The organism is Cohaesibacter gelatinilyticus (assembly GCF_900215605.1).
In the GTDB taxonomy this organism is placed as follows: domain Bacteria; phylum Pseudomonadota; class Alphaproteobacteria; order Rhizobiales; family Cohaesibacteraceae; genus Cohaesibacter; species Cohaesibacter gelatinilyticus.
Genome location: NZ_OBEL01000001.1, coordinates 1,155,062 through 1,174,856, shown reverse-complemented (window position 1 = coordinate 1,174,856; position 19,795 = coordinate 1,155,062). Strand labels below are relative to the sequence as shown.

At 49.7% G+C, this 19,795-nt stretch carries 16 protein-coding genes and 1 pseudogene; 8 read left to right on the top strand and 9 right to left on the bottom strand.

Going from position 1 to position 19,795, the window contains the following annotated elements; translation table 11 throughout:
- The first annotated feature begins 9 nt into the window (after nt 1–9).
- Complete coding sequence (locus CRO57_RS05230; RefSeq protein WP_170955955.1) at nt 10–1,809, top strand: BatD family protein; 1,800 nt, start codon at nt 10–12, stop codon at nt 1,807–1,809.
- Nucleotides 1,810–2,528: 719 nt separating this feature from the next.
- Nucleotides 2,529–5,552 carry an aminotransferase class III-fold pyridoxal phosphate-dependent enzyme gene (locus CRO57_RS05225; RefSeq protein ID WP_097152292.1) on the top strand — a complete coding sequence of 1,008 codons (3,024 nt, stop codon included), beginning with the start codon at nt 2,529–2,531 and terminating at the stop codon, nt 5,550–5,552.
- Between the two features lie 83 nt (nt 5,553–5,635).
- Here the strand turns inward: CRO57_RS05225 and CRO57_RS05220 are convergent, their stop codons facing one another.
- On the bottom strand, nt 5,636–6,511 hold the full coding sequence (locus tag CRO57_RS05220; RefSeq protein ID WP_097153209.1) for a LysR family transcriptional regulator: 876 nt from the start codon (nt 6,509–6,511) through the stop codon (nt 5,636–5,638).
- Between the two features lie 147 nt (nt 6,512–6,658).
- Between CRO57_RS05220 and CRO57_RS05215 the strand changes: the two genes are divergently transcribed.
- From CRO57_RS05215 to sseA, 5 genes and pseudogenes are all read left to right on the top strand, one after another.
- The gene (locus CRO57_RS05215; protein WP_097152291.1) at nt 6,659–6,892 is read left to right on the top strand and encodes a hypothetical protein; all 234 of its coding nucleotides are present in this window, start codon (nt 6,659–6,661) and stop codon (nt 6,890–6,892) included.
- 229 nt (nt 6,893–7,121) lie between these two features.
- Nucleotides 7,122–8,162, top strand: coding sequence for a cysteine synthase A (locus tag CRO57_RS05210; protein ID WP_097152290.1), 1,041 nt, complete (start codon nt 7,122–7,124; stop codon nt 8,160–8,162).
- Nucleotides 8,163–8,164: 2 nt separating this feature from the next.
- Nucleotides 8,165–8,899: an alanyl-tRNA editing protein gene (locus CRO57_RS05205; protein WP_097152289.1), complete on the top strand. Its 735-nt coding sequence runs from the start codon at nt 8,165–8,167 to the stop codon at nt 8,897–8,899.
- 31 nt (nt 8,900–8,930) lie between these two features.
- Nucleotides 8,931–9,356 (top strand): annotated as a pseudogene (locus CRO57_RS25080) (GFA family protein); the annotation flags it as partial.
- Nucleotides 9,357–9,582: 226 nt separating this feature from the next.
- The gene (sseA, locus tag CRO57_RS05195) at nt 9,583–10,434 is read left to right on the top strand and encodes a 3-mercaptopyruvate sulfurtransferase (RefSeq protein ID WP_097152288.1); all 852 of its coding nucleotides are present in this window, start codon (nt 9,583–9,585) and stop codon (nt 10,432–10,434) included.
- A 25-nt stretch (nt 10,435–10,459) separates the two neighbouring features.
- Here sseA and CRO57_RS05190 read toward each other — a convergent pair whose 3' ends face one another.
- The 5 genes from CRO57_RS05190 to CRO57_RS05170 form a co-directional block, all read right to left on the bottom strand.
- Nucleotides 10,460–11,014: a formyl transferase gene (locus CRO57_RS05190; protein ID WP_170955954.1), complete on the bottom strand. Its 555-nt coding sequence runs from the start codon at nt 11,012–11,014 to the stop codon at nt 10,460–10,462.
- Between the two features lie 124 nt (nt 11,015–11,138).
- Nucleotides 11,139–11,939, bottom strand: coding sequence for an amino acid ABC transporter ATP-binding protein (locus CRO57_RS05185; RefSeq protein ID WP_097152286.1), 801 nt, complete (start codon nt 11,937–11,939; stop codon nt 11,139–11,141).
- A 17-nt stretch (nt 11,940–11,956) separates the two neighbouring features.
- Entirely contained in the window at nt 11,957–13,252 is a 1,296-nt protein-coding gene (locus CRO57_RS05180; protein ID WP_097152285.1) for an amino acid ABC transporter permease, read from the bottom strand.
- Nucleotides 13,253–13,260: 8 nt separating this feature from the next.
- The gene (locus CRO57_RS05175) at nt 13,261–14,454 is read right to left on the bottom strand and encodes an amino acid ABC transporter permease (protein WP_097152284.1); all 1,194 of its coding nucleotides are present in this window, start codon (nt 14,452–14,454) and stop codon (nt 13,261–13,263) included.
- A 161-nt stretch (nt 14,455–14,615) separates the two neighbouring features.
- Nucleotides 14,616–15,632, bottom strand: a complete 1,017-nt coding sequence (locus tag CRO57_RS05170) for an amino acid ABC transporter substrate-binding protein (protein ID WP_097152283.1) — start codon at nt 15,630–15,632, stop codon at nt 14,616–14,618.
- A gap of 331 nt (nt 15,633–15,963) precedes the next feature.
- Here CRO57_RS05170 and metC point away from each other — a divergent pair, with 331 nt between their 5' ends.
- On the top strand, nt 15,964–17,145 hold the full coding sequence (gene metC / locus CRO57_RS05165; RefSeq protein ID WP_097152282.1) for a cystathionine beta-lyase: 1,182 nt from the start codon (nt 15,964–15,966) through the stop codon (nt 17,143–17,145).
- A gap of 171 nt (nt 17,146–17,316) precedes the next feature.
- On the opposite strand, the gene CRO57_RS05160 is transcribed toward metC, so the two are convergent.
- From CRO57_RS05160 to CRO57_RS05150, 3 genes are all read right to left on the bottom strand, one after another.
- The gene (locus CRO57_RS05160; protein ID WP_097152281.1) at nt 17,317–18,072 is read right to left on the bottom strand and encodes a TVP38/TMEM64 family protein; all 756 of its coding nucleotides are present in this window, start codon (nt 18,070–18,072) and stop codon (nt 17,317–17,319) included.
- A 10-nt stretch (nt 18,073–18,082) separates the two neighbouring features.
- A complete protein-coding gene (locus CRO57_RS05155; protein WP_097152280.1) occupies nt 18,083–18,829 on the bottom strand; it encodes a glycosyltransferase family 2 protein in 747 nt (248 codons plus the stop codon).
- A 65-nt stretch (nt 18,830–18,894) separates the two neighbouring features.
- The gene (locus CRO57_RS05150) at nt 18,895–19,791 is read right to left on the bottom strand and encodes a phosphatase PAP2 family protein (protein ID WP_097152279.1); all 897 of its coding nucleotides are present in this window, start codon (nt 19,789–19,791) and stop codon (nt 18,895–18,897) included.
- Nucleotides 19,792–19,795 lie beyond the last annotated feature (4 nt).

Here is a 19,795-nt window from a genome sequence, read left to right as displayed (position 1 = left end):
GACAGTCTCATGATCAAGTCAAGACCATCAAAAACATGGCTAAAATCTACTGCACTGGCTGCCATTCTAGCAGCTGGCATGATCCAGAATGGTTGGGCAGCAGGACTGCAAGCTCGGGTAAATAGTTCAATTGTGGCTATGGGTGATAGTTTTCAACTGATCCTTAGCACCCAGGATACAAATGCAAGTCAACCAGACCTTGGTCCACTGTCGCAGGACTTCAAGGTACAAGGCACTTCGCAGTCAAGCCAGACGCAAATCATCAATGGCCGTCGGACTGACAAGAAAAGCTGGATTGTCACTCTCTCCCCAAAGAAGAAAGGCGAGTTGACCATTCCTGCCTTGCAGGCAGGCAATGTGAGCAGTGAAAAAACATCAATCAAAGTTCTGGGTGCAAGCGCAGCACCCAAGGCAATTGGTATCAACGGGGTGTCGGTCACTGCTTCAATTGAACCTGGTCAGCATTATGTGTTCAGCGAAATCCCGTTGACTATCCGCATCGAAACAGATCAAGCCTTTCAAGATGCTGGTCTGATCGCCCCTCAGGGCGATGGTTTCGAACTTTCTCAATTGGGTGAAGATCGTTCTTCTCAAGTGGTTCGGAACGGGCGTCCTGTTACGATCATTAAACGTGATTATATGCTTCGACCACAAAAGGCTGGCTCCTTGACATTGCCGCCCTTCGTACTCAAAGGAAGCATCCCCGACCCTCGTCAGAAGCGTGACCCCTTCTTTGATGACTTTGGGTTTGGAAGTTCCATGATGCGAAACTTCGGTATTGGACGCATGTTCCAATCCGGTAAGCCATTCAAGGTTCGCTCTGATAGCGTATCCATCGATGTTCTGGCCAACCCTAATGGCTCAGCCCAGAGTAACAACTGGTTCTTGCCTGCCAAAGCCGTGCAATTGAAAGCAGAATGGACGAAGGACAACCCGACCTTCAAAGTTGGTGAGGCCATTACACGCCGCATCAGTCTGCTTGCCCTTGGTGCCCGCCCGGAGCAACTGCCAGACCTCGATTTGGGGCAAGCAAGCGGCGTAAAGCTATATGTCGACGATAGCAAGACAGACTTGGTGCAGACCAATGATGGAACCATTGCTCGCAAAGATGTCCTCGTGTCGATTGTTCCCACCCAAGGAGGGACAATCACTCTTCCAGAAATTCGAGTGAATTGGCTCGACACCAAAAACAATAAGGAACAAACCGCAATTTTGCCCGCTCAAACCATTCAGGTAGAGGGTGCAGCCCCATTGTCAAAATCCCCGCAGCCGGTATCGAGCCCTGCTTCCACATCCGTGGACGATACCGGCACCTCCCAGTCATTCGGAAACCTGGAAGCCTTCGGATGGCTGGGAGGCCTTTCTCCATTACAATGGGGCCTGTTGGCGGGAGGTCTGGCAGTCCTTGCGATTGGCGCATATAGCTGGCAAAGCACTCGTTCCCCTTCTGTGTCCAGGAAGCGTGCTCAGCGCAGAGTGGCGATGAAATACGGTGCCAAACCCGCAGTCTCCAACTCTTCAGACAAGCAGGTCAATGCAAGGAAACTGCTGATCCGTGTGGTGAAAAGCGGACAACCGAACAAAAGCTACGAAGCCCTCATGACTTGGCTTCGACTGGCCCCTCATCAGCGGCAGAACGCAAAACTACAAAGCGAGATCTTGACGTTGGAGCAACTCCTGTTTGATCCGAATTCTACCGATGCGAGCTGGAATAACAGTTCGCTTCTCACATGCCTTCGTGAACTCGGTCATCCAGAGAAAGCAGGAAACAAAACAATACTACCCGGTCTTTATCCGACCATCTCCTGATCAATATCAGATTGGGAAAACATGAACTCCGAGCAATGAAAGTAAAGATCAAGAACCGTTCGGTAGAGATTTGCCCGATATTACAACTGCTGCAAAAAGCATCCTGAGTTTGTGGCAGTTGCATGGCCATTCATTGATCGAATGCTCCTTCTCTAATGATATTACAGCATCAATGCTGAGATTCGGTATGTCTTTCGTTACGCAAGAATAGCTTCACACATCTCATTCGGTTCAATCGACATGACATTTATGCATGTTGTGACATTGGATGCCAAATACTCCTTTTCTGATGCAAGCCTCTAAAAATAGTATCAATTTCAATTACAAGAGCTCATTCTCACACTTACTTGCTCCCTGATGCTACCCAGATTTGAATTCAGCTATGTAAAATGAAAATACCTGTTGTGGTTGATTGATCTCGTGCGATTTGCGAATAGTATAATGGATACAACAATCATAAATCCGGTTGTTCGACGTGCATTCCAAGTCCTCTTGCATCCCTCTGGCTCAATCATAGTTGCGATTACATGACCGATCTAATAACAGCACCAAAATCCTCAAGCTGTTGCACGAGATGCGTTGTACATATGTCGGTCGAAATGACACCTCTTCAAGAGATGAACACAACATTCTGCCCTAGAACAGCATCACATAAAAATTGCTAAAAGTAGCTCTCAGTCTACGGCGCTTTTACAATTTCACATATCAGGCCTCCCGCAATGAACATTATCCCACATCAACATTGGACCCGAGTTCTATCTGATCATTGGGGCGTATCTGGCCAGCTGGATCAGCTGGATGGCGAATATGATCTGAACTTTCGGGTAAGTGGCGAAATTTCTGCAATCCTGAAAGTCATGCACCCTGGTTGTGAGGATGATTTGATTGATCTTCAGTGTCGTGCGCTATCGCATATACGATCCAAATCTCCAGATCTTCCAACGCCAGGATTTATCCCTGCACAAAATGGTGCTGCCTTCATTCATGTTGCTGATGACAATGGTGATGAGCGCATTGTATGGCTACAAGAATGGCGGACAGGCAAGGTCTATGCCTCCTTCAAGCCGCATAGTAGCGCTCTGATCGAAGATCTCGGCACCAAGATGGGTGAAATGGATGAAGCCCTTGCAGATTTCGAACATCCTGCGTTGGCTCGTGACTTTAAATGGAACCTGATGCAAGGGGGCTGGATCAATGAAGAGCTCTCTGCCATCACCGATCCTGCTCGACACAAGCTGTTACAGCAAATCTGTCAGGACTTTGCTGCGATCAAACCTGTTTTGGAAGACCAGCCATCGGTTGCCATTCACAATGACATCAATGATTACAATCTTCTGGTAAGTGGATCACTCGAAGAGGCACCGAAAATTTCGGGCATGATTGATCTGGGCGATATGTGCGCTGCCCCGCGTATTTGCGATTTGGCGATTGCAGCCGCCTATATCGTTCTGGATCATGAGGATCCCAAAGGAGCTCTCATCGCGCTCACTTGTGGCTATCACGCACGCTATCCTCTCTCTGAGCAAGAATTGGCGATGGTTTGGCCGTTATTACGCATGCGCCTGGCCGTGAGTGTGGTCAATTCGACCCTAATGGCACAGGAGAGTGACGATCCATATGTGACCATCTCTCAAGCCCCTGCCTGGCGCTTTCTGGAAAATAGCAAAATTGAGCCAGCGTCACTTCTTCTTGCTATTCGTGTTGCTTGCGGCTTCCCGGTTACCACAACAGCTCCAGCCATTCAGACATGGCTCACTGAGAACCGAGGCAGTTTTGCGCCCGTAATGGGCAAAGAATTGAGCGATCTGCCAATAGGCTCTTTGTCAGTTGAAGCTTGCGCAAACCCGCAAAACCCTTTTGAGATGAGCAAAGCGGAAGCTGCGACGCTAGGTGCCGATATCGGTTTCAAGGATCAAGACTGGCTCGCTCATTATGGAGAGCCACGGCTGGTTTATACCGATGCCGCCTTTTACAACGGCCCATGGAAGGCGAGCAATCGTCGGACCGTTCATCTGGGTATTGATGTCTTCATGCCTACTGGCACGTCCGTCCATAGCCCAGTGGCCGCCAGTGTTCATCATGTAGAGGTCCGTGACGGTGAACTTGATTATGGTGGCATGGTCGTGCTGCGTCATGAAACAGATGCGGGCGATGCCTTCTATACTCTCTATGGCCATCTGGCGCCCGCTTCCATTTCCAATCTCGAAGCAGGACAAATGCTTGAAAAAGGCGAAGCTTTTGCTGCGCTTGGCGCTCAGGAAGAGAATGGTGGTTGGGACCCACATCTTCATTTCCAAATGGCTACCACAGTGGAGGCAATGGGCAAAGATTGGCCGGGCGTTGCAAATCCTGACGAATTTGATCTTTGGAGCAAGATTTGCCCAAATCCGGCAGCTTTATTGAACTTGGCTGATGATGCAATTTGTTATCAGCCAACCTCCAAAGCATCTATTTTGCAGGAGCGACGGGAGAAGTTTGGCAAGAATTTGAAGCTGACCTACTCAGACCCAGTTATGTTCGTACGGGGTTGGAAGCATCATCTGTTTGATGAATGGGGTCGTGCATATCTGGATAGCTATAACAATGTGCCCCATGTCGGTCACGCCCACCCACGCATCCAAGCCATTGCGGCTGATCAGCTCAAGCGGATGAATTCCAATACCCGCTATCTCCACCCGGCACAGATCAAGTTCGCTGATAAAATCCTGTCCAAGATGCCAGATCATCTCGGTGTTGTCTTCTTCGTAAACTCCGGAACCGAAGCCAACGAACTTGCCTTGCGTCTGGCACGCGCAAAAACCGGTGGCAAGGACATGGTCACGCCGAACCATGGCTATCATGGCAATACAACGGGTGTGATCGATATTTCGGCGTACAAATTCAATGCCCCTGGTGGCGTTGGTCAGCCTGATTGGGTTCAGTTGGTGGATGTCGCTGATGATTACCGCGGCACCTATCGTCGTGATGACGAGCAGCGAGCCACACATTACGCCGATCAGGTGAAGGAAGCGATTGAGCGGATCAATGAACGCAGCGGCAAGCTTGCAGGTTTTATTGCCGAGACCTTCCCATCTGTCGGTGGACAGATCATCCCTCCCAAAGGCTATCTCGCCAAGGTCTATGAGCATGTTCGAGCTGCTGGTGGTGTCTGCATTGCCGACGAAGTACAAACCGGTCTTGGGCGCTTGGGCGATTATTATTTCGCTTTCACTGAGCAGGAAGCTTCACCTGACATCGTTGTATTGGGCAAACCAATAGGCAATGGACATCCGATTGGTGTGCTGGTGACAACCCGTGAGATTGCAGACGCTTTCGCACAAGGGCCAGAATATTTCTCCACCTTTGGCGGTTCCACCCTATCCTGCCGTACTGGTAAGGAAGTGCTGGACATCGTTGATGATGAAGGCCTGATGGGTAATGCCAAACAGATGGGCGAGCGTTTGCTCTCAGGTCTGCGCGCCTTGCAGGAGAAGCATGTCATCGTTGGCGATGTTCGTGGCTATGGCCTCTTTGTCGGCCTGGATCTGGTCATCGATCGAGAGACCCGTGAGCCTGGCACCAAGCTGGCAGATTATGTCAAAAACCGCATGCGGGACCATCGCATCCTGATGGGCACCGAAGGACCGGCAGATAATATCCTCAAGATCCGCCCACCTTTGACCATTGAAGCCAATGACGTCGATATGATCCTGCATGTCATGGATCAGGTGCTAGGCGAAGCAACCCAACTTGCTGGACTATAAAGCCCATTTAGGCCCTCTTCCCCTAAATTCAGGAGGGTCTATTTTTTATTTCATAAGAAATGAACCTTCTTTATCACACCAAACTAACTGGCAACCTGCAGTTCAACGCGTGACTTCACCCCTTTTGCAATCTCATTGGCAAGGGATTGAATATGTCTGGAATTGGCATTGTGACCCAGGCGTAGGACATAGCAAAGCTCTGGAGTTGGCGGAAATGCCTCGTCGATGATTTGCATCTCGTCAGTCAGATATCTACCAGGAAGCAACGACACGCCCAGACCAGCCCGCACAGCAGAAGCGATGCCAGCGGAACTCGCGCATTGCAGAACGATTTCCAGCCCTGAAGCTGGGAGATTACCATCCTCCATTGCCCAATGTTTGAAAAAGCAATCGTCGTCATAGGCAAGGAACGGAACAGGTTGGTCCAGCCTCAACTCCATGTCAATGTCCTTGACCCAGTGCAGACTGTCTCTGAACAACAAGATATCAGATGATTTCATTTCCGATGAAAATACTTGCATCATCGATATATCGATCTCACCTTGTGCAAGCTCTTTCTGAAGGATGGTGCTTTGTTTTACGTGGGTTCGTACTGATACATCAGGCTGAAGTCGAGTGAAACGACCAAGAATAAGCGAGAGATCACTGGAAGTTACATCTTCCGTCATACCAAGACGGATATTGCCTGATAGGGGCTGTTTGGACAGGCTTTGCAACGCCTCATCATGTAAAGCACAGAGGCGTCGCGCATAGGACAGCAACCGCTCCCCATCTCTTGTTAGCAACGGACCACCAGAGTGTCTGGCCAATAGTGAACAGCCGATATTGTCTTCCAATCGCTTGATCTTGTGACTAACTGCGGACTGTGACAGCGGCAAATTTTCTGCTGCACGTGTAATTCCACCGTGATCGACAATAGCACAAAGCGTCCGTAGAGCTTCGATATCCAGTTTGCTCATTGCCTTACCTCTTTCATGCTTCAACATGACAAAATTAGATCATTTTGTGAAAATTTGCCATTTGTGTCATTTCCTGTCAAATGGCATTGAGTGAGCGCGAGCGAAGCATGGAGCATCGCTCAATCGAGTGGAGGCGAACAGCAATTGATGCGAAACACAAAACTGATAACTGTCTTCGAAGTTACCGGATCCGCCCTTGCCATCATCTATGCGTTGCTGATTGCCTCCAACACTGGCAATGAGACACTCGGATTCAGTCTTCTGCTGGCGTCCGCCGGTCTTTTTGCCGCATGGGGTATTCTGGATAGACGTTGGGCATTCCTGTCACTTCAATTCTTCTATGCGGCTTCTGCCATCATTGGACTTATTCGCTGGACATAAGCAGATAGAACTGAAACGTCATTCTAACAAATAGCTCATTCTGGATATGCATTTTTCGCACTTGCACAATGCAGAACCAAATTTGCGTTTTATACCAACTAGAGGAAATAATTATACCACGTCGCGAGCTATCTCTTGTCCACATCCAACTGACTGCTTATTTTGTAGTACTCTTTTAAAGAGTAGCGCAACCAATATCACAATAAGAGCCGACAAGGACTTGATCGACATGCCCATAATGCCATCCGTGATTGATGCAATCGGAAATACGCCGCTGATACGGTTGAATGCCGTGAGTGAGGCAACTGGCTGCGAAATTTTGGGCAAGGCGGAATTCATGAATCCCGGTCAATCAGTGAAAGACCGCGCAGCGCTTTATATCATCAAGGATGCCATTCAGACTGGTGCGTTGAAGCCAGGTGGCACCATCGTGGAAGGCACTGCAGGCAATACCGGTATCGGCTTGGCATTGATTGCCAATGCCCTTGGCTATCGCTGTGTAATTGTCATTCCCGAGACGCAGTCTCAGGAAAAGAAGGACATGCTGCGCCTGGCTGGTGCACAATTGGTGGAAGTCCCCGCAGTTCCTTATCGCAACCCGAACAATTATGTGAAACTATCTCAGCGTTTGGCTGAACAACTGAACGAGACCGAGCCACATGGTGCAATCTGGGCCAACCAGTTTGACAATGTTGCCAACCGTCAGGCACATATTGAAACCACTGCTCCAGAGATCTGGTCACAGACTGGTGGCGAGGTTGATGGCTTTATCTGTGCTGTCGGTACTGGCGGTACTTTGGCAGGCACCGCCGAAGGTCTTCGCATTCGCCAGCCAAAGGTACGAATCGGCATTGCGGATCCTGAAGGTGCAGCTCTCTATTCCTATTACAAGACAGGTGAGTTGAAAGCCGAAGGTTCTTCCATCACCGAAGGCATCGGTCAGGGCCGCATTACCGGCAATCTTGAAGGCTTGGAAGTGGATGAGGCCCATCAGATTGCTGATAAAGACGCCCTTCCCTTCGTTTTCGATCTTTTGGAAAAAGAAGGGCTTTGCCTCGGCGGATCTTCTGCTATCAATATAGCGGGTGCGGTGGCCATGGCAAAGAGCATGGGACCGGGCCATCGGATCGTGACAGTCTTGTGTGATTATGGCAATCGCTATCAATCCAAGATGTTCAATCCGGAGTTTCTTGCGTCCAAGGATCTGCCAGTTCCCAGCTGGCTCGGGCGCAAGGTTGAAATGACCATACCATTTGTAGAAGGCGATTGATCATGACTTGTGAGGCTCTGTTCCGCTCTGATTCCTATCTGACCATATGCGATGCAAAGGTCACCGAGATCAGAGAGGATGGAGCCATCTTGCTGGATCGCTCGATCTTTTACCCTACAGGTGGTGGCCAACCTGGCGATTGCGGTTCTCTGGAACTGCCCAACGGCGGAAAAATTGAGATTGCCACCACCCGCAAAGACCGCGAAAGCGGGGATAATCTGCATATCCCTGCAGAAGGTCAAAATACTGACGGCTTGAAGGTTAGTGACGCCATTGTCTGCCATCTTGATTGGTCCAGCCGCTACCGTCATATGCGCTTGCATACTGCCTTACATTTGCTTTCGGTCGCACTACCCTACCCCGTGACAGGCGGCCAGGTTGGGCAAGATGAAGCCCGACTTGATTTTAATATCCCAGAGCCCAATTTCACCAAAGACGACATCACAGCCAAGCTTTCCGAGATGATCGAGGCCGATCATGGTGTGAGCGAGAGCTGGATTACCGATGAAGAGCTGGATGCAAAACCTGAAATGGTGAAGACAATGTCCGTTCAGCCTCCGCGCGGAGCCGGTCGCGTTCGGCTTATTCAGATTGGTGACATTGATCTGCAGCCATGTGGTGGCACCCATGTTAGCCAAACAGCTGAAATTGGTGCGGTTGAGGTCAGCAAAATCGAGAATAAAGGCAAGCAGAACAGGCGCATTCGCATCCGCTTTTCCGCAAGCTCCGACACCTAATTGGACCTCCTTCTATTTCTGAGATTTTTCGTTGACCAGCGATGCGACAATTCATTATGCCAAATGCCATTGTGGCTACGCGCAATTCAAAGTTCGTTAAATGAAGGTCTGAGTCAGCTCGGCTCTGTACGTGCTCTCTTTGCCGAAGGCGAGGCGCTATAGCTGTCTCCGCCAATCTGGATGACATCACCTTCACTTCAGGAAAAGATAAACTTAGCCTCTATCAATTTAGTACCAAGACGGAAAACATTATTTCTATTCACAATGCGGGATCTATACCCATCATCAGCGCCGCTCAAATCCCAGCGAGTTTGGAATCAATGTCGCCTGTCTGGACGATGTTGGTCCATTCAATTTCGAGCAAGTGGTCGTCTATGATGATGCCAATCATCACCCATCTAAAAGCGGGACTGGCTCTTGTATTGCCGAAATTTTACGCTACGAGAAAAACCAAACCCACCCAGCACCCACAATTTATACAGTCTTGTTCAATTTCTTTGTTGTGTGCCAATCACTTATCCATAGGCAACGAAGGACGCTCTGACATATACTTGTTTCATGTCGCAAATATGATTCTGCAATCTGCCCATTTATCTGGCTTGCCAAGCAAAGGGGCAATTTGCACAATGAAAAGAAGAAGTGGCTGCGCGCCACATGACAGGTATGATCAGGGAGGAATGCTTATGGGTGAACGGACAAAATGGCTGGTAAGCACAGAATGGTTGGCGGCTCATCTGAATAGTCCCGATGTCGTGGTCGTGGACGGTTCCTGGTATCTGCCCCATATGGAACGCGATCCGATCGCAGAATACCAAGAAGCTCATATTCCGGGTGCCATTTTCTTCGATATCGACAAGGTAGCAGATCTTACCACCGACCTCCCCCATATGCTGCCATCTGCGGTACAATTCTCGTCCGCCATGCGTAAATTGGGCATTGGTGACGGCCAGCGCGTTGTCGTTTATGACGGCATGGGTCTGTTCTCTGCAGCACGGGTGTGGTGGACATTCCGCACCATGGGCGTTCAGGATGTTTATGTTCTGGATGGCGGTCTACCGAAATGGAAAGAAGAAGACCGACCAGTTGATGATCTTCCTCCTGTTCCTCGCCCACGCCATTTCTCCTCACGGCTTGATCACGGCGCGGTTCGCGATTTCAAGGATGTCCTGAAGGCGATGGATGACGAGCGCATTCAGATCGTTGATGCACGCCCTCACGAACGCTGGAAAGGTTTGGCTCCTGAACCTCGTCCGAATGTCCGCTCCGGCCGTATTCCTGGCTCCCATAGTGTGCCCTTTATGGACTTGTTGGATGATAAAGGCCGCTTGAAAGATGTCTCAGACCTCAAGGACCGGTTCGAGAAAGCTGGCGTGGATCTTGATAAGCCGATTATCACCTCTTGTGGTTCAGGCGCGACCGCGGCGGTTCTAAGCTTTGCACTCGATACCATCGGCCATCGCAAGCATTCGCTCTATGACGGGGCATGGGCAGAATGGGGGGCTAAAGATGACAGCCCGCTGGATAGCGACTCCTAGCTAGATGATGCCCCCAACCCGCCGATTATTTTGGCGGGTTTTCTTTTTGCCTGACTTCGAGCTCTTGGAGATCTTGTGATCGCATTTTTGCCCCACTCCAATCTTTGCCGAGATAAGGAGCGGGTTCTTTCATTCCGAGAATGACGGGAAGATAATCTTGCACCAGTGAGAGAGCCTCAACATAAGCACGCTCTTCGAGGGCCGGGATTGTGTCTAGGTCCTCTATTCCAAAATATCGTGTCGTTACAATGGTTCCTGCATCAATCTGAGGTGCCATTTCGTGTAACGTAACTCCAAACTCCCTATCTCTTTCCAAAATTGCAAAATGGGTCGGGCGAAATCCGGGTCTGGATGGTGGACCAGGATGCAGATTATAGGCCTTTGCAAGCTGAGATAAATGTCTGGATGGAACATAGACCGGTGTCATGAATCCGAAGAGATGGCAGGGATACTGGGAGTGTGCGACCGCCTTTTCAAGCTCAGTGTCGCTGTTGGCAGACAAGATTTGAAGATCCGGAGCGAGTATATTGATCTGGTCGCGGAAGAATTTTGCTTCCAGTTCGGGCATTAGCAGAATCATGCTTCTCGCTAGGGTCATGCTCCAATGCTAACAGCTTACAGCTCTCCATCATAGGGAGCCAGAACCAAAGAAAAAGCCCGGATCGAATGATCCGGGCTTTTTCGATTTTCAGAACAAGATAAACTTAGTGCAAAATCTGAGACAGGAACAACTTGGTCCGCTCATGCTGCGGATTGTCGAAGAAGTTCTCTGGATCATTCTGCTCAACGATCTGACCGGCATCCATGAAGATCACGCGGTTGGCAACCTGACGGGCAAAGCCCATTTCGTGGGTCACGCACAGCATGGTCATGCCTTCTTCGGCCAGACCAACCATCACATCCAGAACTTCCTTGATCATTTCAGGGTCAAGGGCTGAAGTCGGCTCATCGAACAACATGATGCGCGGGTTCATGCAGAGCGAACGGGCGATAGCCACACGCTGCTGCTGACCACCGGAAAGCTGACCAGGGAATTTGTTGGCCTGCTCTGGGATCTTCACCCGCTCCAGATAGTGCATGGCAATCTCTTCAGCTTCTTTCTTGGGCATGTTACGCACCCAAATTGGAGCCAGTGTGAGATTTTCCAGAATTGTGAGATGCGGAAAGAGGTTGAAGTGCTGGAACACCATGCCTACTTCGCGACGGATCTCGTCAATCTTCTTCAGATCGTTGGTCAGCTCGATGCCATCTACGACGATCTTACCTTGCTGATGCTCTTCCAGACGGTTGATACAGCGGATCATGGTGGACTTACCGGAACCGGAAGGCCCCGCGATCACGATACGCTCGCCCTGCATCACTTTCAGATCGATGTCCTTGAGCACATGGAAATCGCCATACCACTTGTTCATACCGTCGATCTCGATAGCCACGTCGGTATCGGATATATGCATCTTGTTACGGTCTGCGTGAAGCTCAGAAGCGTCTACTGCATTCTCAGTCATAGTTTTTTCCTCGCAGCTTATCTTTTATGACCGGTGTGCAGCCGGTTTTCCATGAAAATTGAGTAACGGGACATGCCAAAGCAGAAAATCCAAAAGACAATTGCGGCAAAGAGATATCCCGTATGAGAGGTGTTTGGCGTCGCCCATTTGGAGTCGGTGAAGGAGAACTGCACCTGACCAAGCAGATCAAACAGACCAATGATCAGAACCAGCGTGGTATCCTTGAACAGACCTATGAAGGTGTTCACGATGCCAGGAATCACCAGTTTCAACGCCTGTGGCATGATGATCAGGCCAGTTGACTGCCAATAGGTCAGACCAAGGGCAGATGCACCTTCATACTGGCCTTTTGGAATGGCCTGCAAACCGCCACGTACCACTTCCGCCATATAGGCAGCTGAGAAGAGCGCAACACCGATCAAAGCACGGAGCAATTTATCGAAGGTCACACCTTCCGGCAAGAAGAGCGGTAGCACCACAGAGGACATGAAGAGCACTGTGATGAGCGGTACGCCACGCCAGAATTCGATGAAGATCACCGAAACCACACGGATGATTGGCATGTTGGAACGACGTCCCAATGCCAATGCGATCCCTAAAGGCAAGGAAGCAGCAATACCGGTTACGGCAATCACCAAGGTTACAAGGAAGCCACCCCATCTATCTGTTTCGACATGTGCGAGACCAAAGTCAAAAGACATGACACCGCAAATGATGGCAATCGCAATGCCAATCCCGCCCAAGGTCAGCGCGACCGGTTTGGGGTCGGATTTGGTTGCGACTGAAATTCCGACACCCAGCGCTACAATAATCGCAAACAGGATACCATATTCCAGCAGGTAGTCTTCAAATGCAAGATTACCACCAGATAACAGAATGAACGTCATCACCGGATAAGCAATCAGCATGAACAGAATATTGAAACGCTTGTACGGAGCCGATGGAATAAGTGCCGGGATCAGACCCAAGGCACCGACGGCAAAGACGATATCAACACGCCAATATTCCGACACCGGATAGCGACCATAAACGAACTGGCTGAAATACGCCCTTACGTAGGCCCAGCAAGCGCCCGTTTTATCTGTACAAGCTTCACGACCATCCCCAGTCCAAGCAACATCATAGAATGAGAACTTGAGCAACGGCCAGGACAGCCAATAGATCAGGTAAATACCAATCAGTGTAAGAATGGTATTGGGAATGGATGAAAACAGATTATGCTTCATCCATGCGATTGGACCGTGCGTATTGTCTGGAGCCGGAAGTTCCGGTGCCATCTCGGTCCGAACATATGCTACTGATTTTTCAGACATGTCATCCCTTACCTCTCTACCAAAGCAATGGACCGGTTGTACCAGTTCATGAACATGGAAATCAGCAACGAGATCGACAGATAGACAATCATCCAGATGCCAATCACTTCAATTGCCTGACCTGTCTGGTTCAGAATGGTACCGCCAGCGGATACAATATCCGGATAGGCAATTGCCACAGCCAACGAGGAATTTTTGGTCAGGTTGAGATATTGGGATGTCAAAGGTGGAATAATCACGCGCATGGCTTGCGGGATAATCACCAACCGCAAAGTTGGTCCATTGCGCAGGCCCAATGCATTTGCGGCCTCAGTTTGACCATGGCTGACTGCGAGGATACCAGCACGAACAATCTCTGCGATGAAGGCACCTGTATAGATGGTCAGAGCTAACAGCAGGCCAACAAATTCCGGAATGACCTTCATGCCCCCTTTAAGGCTAAACTTGGTTTTGACTGGTTGTTCAAATGTAACCGGCATACCGGAAACAAGATAAGCCAGCAAAGGCAAGCCAATAAGGAGTGCAAGACAGGTCCAAAACACGGGAAAGCGCTTGCCAGTATCCATTTGTCGTTTCTTCGCCCATTTCGCGAGAGCAAATACTCCGACCACTGCCGCAACTGCAGCGTAACCAATCAATTCGGATCCATCTCCGAATATTGGCTTTGGCATAAAGAAACCACGATTGTTCAGATAGAAATCTGACATGAATACCAGCGATTGCTTGGGTTGTGGCAAAGCCCGCAGAACCGCGAAATACCAAAAAAAGATCTGCAACAATAGAGGTACGTTGCGGACAATTTCGATGTAAACGGTCGCAATTTTGGAAATCACCCAGTTTTTCGAAAGGCGGGCGATACCCATGACAAAGCCAACCAACGTTGCAAAAAAGATACCGATCACGGCCATCAACAACGTGTTGAGCAATCCTGCCAGAAAGATCTCCCCATAGGTAGATGCGGCAGTCACATCAATGAGAGACTGGTTGGGGGCGAAACCTGCGGTTCCATCCATAAAACCGAAACCGGATGCAATATTTTGCTTTTCCAGATTTCGAGCGGCGTTTTGAATGATTGACCAAACTAAATAGGCAAGCCCTGCCACCAGGGCCACCTGATAGACAATCCCTCTCACCTTCGGATCGTTGAAAACCGATCCTTTTTCGGAAGGGGCGCCTTTGGTCGCTTGAGAATTAGCAGCCATAATCTCCTCGCGGCTGTCTGACCGGTAAAGGGTGCCGGCCAGCCAAAGAAAAGAAGCAATATCGTTTCCTGGTCGGATTTATTCTATTTTAACTAACTGATATTGCTTACAAAAAACCCCGGCAGACACTATTGTCCTGCCGGGGCGTCTTCAATCGCTAATTAGCGGATTGGTGGAGCGTACATCAGGCCACCTTTAGACCACAGATCATTCACGCCACGCGCAATGCCCAGTGGAGTGTCCGGACCAACGTTACGATCGAAGCTTTCGCCGTAGTTACCAACGGCCTTGATCACGTTGTAAGCCCAATCATTAGACAGGCCGATTGCTTCACCAAAGGTACCCTCGGTGCCCAGCAGACGACGGATAGATGGGTTTTTGGAATCTTTCATCTCATCAGCGTTTGCCTGGGTGATGCCGAGCTCTTCAGCATTGACCATCGCAAACAGAACCCACTTGTTGATGTTGAACCACTGATCGTCACCCTGACGAACAACTGGGCCAAGAGGCTCTTTGGAGATGATTTCTGGCAGAACCATATGCTCATCAGCATTGGTCAGTTTCAGACGCTGAGCATACAAACCGGAAGCATCGGTGGTGTATACGTCACAACGACCGCCATCATAAGCCTGTACCACTTCGTCAGCTTTTTCGAACTGAACCAGTTCCAGCTCCATGTTGTTGGTGCGGAAGTAATCAGTCACGTTCAGCTCGGTGGTGGTGCCGGTGTTGGTGCAGACAGATGCGCCAGACAGCTCAAGAGCAGAGCTTACGCCCAAGGACTTACGTACCATGAAGCCCTGACCATCATAATAGTTTACACCAGCGAAGTTCAAGCCGAGCTTGGTATCACGGGTCATGGTCCAAGTGGTGTTACGTGGCAGAATGTCAATCTCGCCGGACTGCAGAGCGGTGAAACGCTCTTTTGCAGAAAGAGGAGCGAATTTTGCCTTGGAAGCATCACCGAATACGGCAGCAGCTACTGCATTACAGAAATCCACATCCAGACCGGACCAATTGCCCTGATCATCTGGATTGGAGAATCCTGGCAGGCCCTGGCTCACACCACAGGTAACATTGCCCTTGGCTTTGACGTCATCGAGAGTCGCGGCCTGTGCAGATGTTGCAGCGAAACCCATAGCGGAGCTGAGAAGCACAGAAAGGAGAACTTTTTTCATTTTGCAGCCTTTAGATCTATTGCCCAATTGAATTAGATTGCTAAGCCAAACAACAACAGCTGAGGGATGCAAATTTTCATATATCTGTCCCCCTCGTCCATTTTTTTATTAGGTTGGTCACTCTTGCCGTTTAGCAATTGACTCTCCCATCGAAGAAAATTATTCGACTTTGGTCAAGGGGCAAAGTGTAGTTCTATCCACGAAAATGCAGCAAAAGCACAATAAACGTCCTCAAAAGGTGGATAAATACAAAATATCCTGTCGTTTGCGATGAAATTAGCAACAATAATTCTGAATTTCTTCGAGATTCAAACAGCGAAAAAGCAGATTCATGATGAATAAAAATGATAAATCTACAAAGTCCTATCGCTCTGACACTCGTTTGGTATTAACCGGACGCGATCCGGCATCCAATCATGGCTTTGTTAACCCTCCAGTTATTCATGCTTCAACGGTTGTTTTCGAATCGACCGAGGTCATGTTTTCCGGAAAAGCACCCTATGGATATGGTCGTCGCGGCACCCCTACCACCAACGCACTGACCGAAGCTCTGACTGATCTGGAAGGGGCTGCAGGAAGCGTTCTAACACCATCCGGTTTGGCCGCCTGCTCTCTGGCACTATTGAGCGCTTGTAAAGCTGGTGATCATGTTCTGATAACCGACAGCGTGTATGAACCGACCCGTCATTTCTGTACGACCGTATTGGAGCCAATGGGTGTTGAGGTCAGTTATTACGATCCTTTGATCGGCAATGAAATCGGCTCTCTTTTCAAAGATAACACCGTTGCCGTTTTTACCGAGGCTCCCGGCTCTCAGACATTCGAAATGCAAGATATTCCCGCGATTGCCAAGATTGCCCACGCAAAAGATGCCATTGTCTTGGTTGACAATACCTGGGGTACTCCTCTTTTCTTCAACTCATTTGAAAATGGTGCCGACATCACCATTCAGGCGGGCACCAAATATATCGTGGGACACTCTGATGTGATGCTAGGCACCGTTTCTGCGAATGAGCGGGCCTGGCCACGACTGCATGCTGTTCATGGCGCCATGGGGTATCATGTTGGCCCAGGAGACGTATATCTTGCTTTGCGCGGCCTGCGCACTATGGGTGTTCGTCTGGCACAACACGAAAAGAATGCCATGGAAATTGCCAGTTGGCTGGAAACCCGTCCAGAGGTAGATCGTGTTCTTTATCCAGCTCTGGAGAGTGATCCAGGGCATGAAATCTGGAAACGCGATTTCTCCGGTGCTTGCGGTCTTTTGGGCGTTATTCTGAAAGATTGTACCAAAGCACAAGCCTGCGCCATGCTGGATAATCTGGAACTCTTTGGACTTGGTTATAGCTGGGGTGGCTATGAAAGCCTTGCAATCTATGCCGATCCTCGCAAATACCGCACGGCGACCAAGTGGGATGAACCCGGACAACTGGTTCGTTTCCATATTGGATTGGAGGATCCCAAGGATCTGATTGCTGATCTGGAACAGGCCTTTGGGGCACTGAAGAGCTAAAACATTGTTTCCATGCATATTCTTGTCCGAGAACCACATACACTTTTCGGGAATATGCTCTAGATAATTTCCAACTGAAAAATCGGAAAAGGCGACCTCGGGCCGCCTTTTTATTATCGAATGGTAACGTTCCTCAGATTGTCGTACATATCCAAGGAATGATACCTGCATTCAGATGATATCCCTCATGATCTCATCTTCCTCGCGCTGTTGTTTTGGATCCTGTGAGGTTTTTTGCAAATCCTGCCCCAGCTGAATGCGACGGTAAAGATAGGCGCCCATCACACCAGATATCACAAACAAAATCACGCCAACTGCGATTTGTGAGGTTTGGTCAACCTGCACACCACTGCCCATGAGCGCAAAGATTGCGGTCTGTGGCACGTAACCAACTGCTGATCCCAAGACAAATGGAATTGCACGAACGTGCGTTACCCCGGCTATCAGATTGGTCATGAGATTGCTGCCGACAGGCAAGAATCGAATCAGCAAGGTCGTTACGAAAGGGCTGTTGGCCAGCACTCTTTCAAAGCGGGCAACGCGCTTGCCGAAATTCCGCTGTACAATGCTTCGTCCCATGATGCGAGCATATAGAAATGCCAAAATACACCCGCATGTCGTAGCTAGAACCGCCAGCAGTGTTCCACCAACAAAACCAAATGCATAGCCACCCAAAAAAGAAATTGCCTGACGAGGAAAACCAACTGCAGCCAAAACGCAAGTCATTCCCACGAACAGCAGATATCCGTTCATGCCCTGACCTTTGACCTGAGCGTCCACCCATTGTTCATCAAGCATGTCACCAATGCCGGCAGCCTTGAAGCCGTAGCCTATCGCCACCAGAGACATGATCATGATCAGGCCTTTGACATAGGGGCGGATGGTTTCAAAGAACCCGCTTTGATTTTGACGCGTTGCGTTGGTCATCCAAGCAGATCTAACTATCTGAACTGTGAAGAGAGATCTCCGATATCACCGGAATTTTCATGCGGCGCTTGCGAAGCCATAGAACACCAAACAAATCCGGGATTCCGACCCATAGTCGATCAAAGATACCATATTTCGAGGTCCCATGGCTGCGCCCTCGATCCACGACATCAATATGCACAACGCCCAGTCCTTCACGCACGACGAGAGCTGGCAGAAAACGATGCCAGCTTTCAAAGAAGGGGAGCATTAGAAAAACATCGCGACGAACGACTTTCAGACCGCACCCAGAATCACGCGTGTTGTCTCTCAACATAGCCTGCCGAACACCATTAGCAATGCGTGAGGATAGCATCTTGAGTGCACCATCCTTGCGCTTCATGCGCTGCCCAGCAGCAAGAGCACATTGGGGGCCAGCTGCTTTTATCTTGTCAATCATTTCCGGGAAGAAAGCCGGATCATTCTGGCCATCACCATCGAGGGTCGCAATGAACTCACCCTTGGCATATAGCAGGCCGGTTCTTACAGCGTTGGATTGTCCGCAAGATTTTTCATGTCGCAGATGACGCAGCCAAGGACGGGTTTGGGCAAAGTCTTTCAGCAAAAGATCCGTACCATCGTCTGATCCGTCATCGACGACGATCAGTTCAAAACTGCGCTCTTTCAGCGCTTCCCCCACCTCATCGATCAGAAAACTGAGATTGTCCCGCTCATTCTTGCAAGGGATGACCACACTCACTTCCAGTTGATCCGACATTAGCCTGTCTTTCTTCCTATGCCCGGTTTCGAACCTTGCCGACGATCGCAGACAGCAAGGCGGAATTAGTCTTCGCCTTGTGCACTCTTGTTTGAGGCCTTGTCATAGGCCTTTTGTCTCAGCAAGGAAAGGGATTTATACAGGGATGTCGCTGAAAGGCGCAATTGATTGGGGACGTCAATTGATCCATCGATGACCCTGAAATATAGCCGATGCCTAGCCATCCAGGCGGCTAGAAGCCAGGTGAAGGCGGCTCCATAGGCAAAACCAGCTACGATATCAGCAGGATAATGTGACCCAACCACAACGCGGGAAATCGCAATCCATGCTGTCAACCCGATCCATGTCCATTTCAGACGAGGAATAAGCAGAATCAGAATGATGGCCAATGCACCTGCTGTGGCTGAATGCCCAGATGGGAATCCTTGAAAACTTGAAGATAGACCCGGCGGGTCGAAGGTCATCGGACCCAGTTCATCGAAATGGCGTGGCCGTGCCCGACCGATCATGATTTTAAGCAGATTATTGGTCAGACCTGATCCGGCAATCGCCACAAATAGAAAAAGACCTAACATCTGCACACGCATCAATGCTGCTTGTTGTGCTACGCGTAAGGCCTTCCAATTCAACACACCCAGAGCCAGAATGGCCAGAGCTGCCGGGATAAGCACCACTTCAGACTTTCCGAGATCAGTATAGAGTCGGAAGAGCTTGTGCGTGACAGGGGGAACCGTGCTCTTCCAGACACCTGCCGCCTGATCGAGGAAGAGGAAGCCCATCAGGATCAGACTGACCGTCACCACCGCCAGCAATTGCCAGTTTGGATGATTGATAACTGGCTTGTCACTCTGCTGTTTGATGATAACGCGACGTTGCTTGAAGAGCGCCCAGAAGGCCCTGCCCTGCCCTGACAAACGCTTCCAGCCAGCGATCATATGCTCTTTGATTGATGTTTGGGTCATTGGT

Coding starts and splice junctions, on each gene's coding strand:
- CRO57_RS05230 (WP_170955955.1), top strand. CDS start 10: ATGATCAAGTCAAGACCATCAAAAACATGGCTAAAATCTACTGCACTG.
- CRO57_RS05225 (WP_097152292.1), top strand. CDS start 2,529: ATGAACATTATCCCACATCAACATTGGACCCGAGTTCTATCTGATCAT.
- CRO57_RS05220 (WP_097153209.1), bottom strand. CDS start 6,511: ATGAGCAAACTGGATATCGAAGCTCTACGGACGCTTTGTGCTATTGTC.
- CRO57_RS05215 (WP_097152291.1), top strand. CDS start 6,659: ATGCGAAACACAAAACTGATAACTGTCTTCGAAGTTACCGGATCCGCC.
- CRO57_RS05210 (WP_097152290.1), top strand. CDS start 7,122: ATGCCCATAATGCCATCCGTGATTGATGCAATCGGAAATACGCCGCTG.
- CRO57_RS05205 (WP_097152289.1), top strand. CDS start 8,165: ATGACTTGTGAGGCTCTGTTCCGCTCTGATTCCTATCTGACCATATGC.
- sseA (WP_097152288.1), top strand. CDS start 9,583: ATGGGTGAACGGACAAAATGGCTGGTAAGCACAGAATGGTTGGCGGCT.
- CRO57_RS05190 (WP_170955954.1), bottom strand. CDS start 11,014: ATGATTCTGCTAATGCCCGAACTGGAAGCAAAATTCTTCCGCGACCAG.
- CRO57_RS05185 (WP_097152286.1), bottom strand. CDS start 11,939: ATGACTGAGAATGCAGTAGACGCTTCTGAGCTTCACGCAGACCGTAAC.
- CRO57_RS05180 (WP_097152285.1), bottom strand. CDS start 13,252: ATGTCTGAAAAATCAGTAGCATATGTTCGGACCGAGATGGCACCGGAA.
- CRO57_RS05175 (WP_097152284.1), bottom strand. CDS start 14,454: ATGGCTGCTAATTCTCAAGCGACCAAAGGCGCCCCTTCCGAAAAAGGA.
- CRO57_RS05170 (WP_097152283.1), bottom strand. CDS start 15,632: ATGAAAAAAGTTCTCCTTTCTGTGCTTCTCAGCTCCGCTATGGGTTTC.
- metC (WP_097152282.1), top strand. CDS start 15,964: ATGATGAATAAAAATGATAAATCTACAAAGTCCTATCGCTCTGACACT.
- CRO57_RS05160 (WP_097152281.1), bottom strand. CDS start 18,072: ATGACCAACGCAACGCGTCAAAATCAAAGCGGGTTCTTTGAAACCATC.
- CRO57_RS05155 (WP_097152280.1), bottom strand. CDS start 18,829: ATGTCGGATCAACTGGAAGTGAGTGTGGTCATCCCTTGCAAGAATGAG.
- CRO57_RS05150 (WP_097152279.1), bottom strand. CDS start 19,791: ATGACCCAAACATCAATCAAAGAGCATATGATCGCTGGCTGGAAGCGT.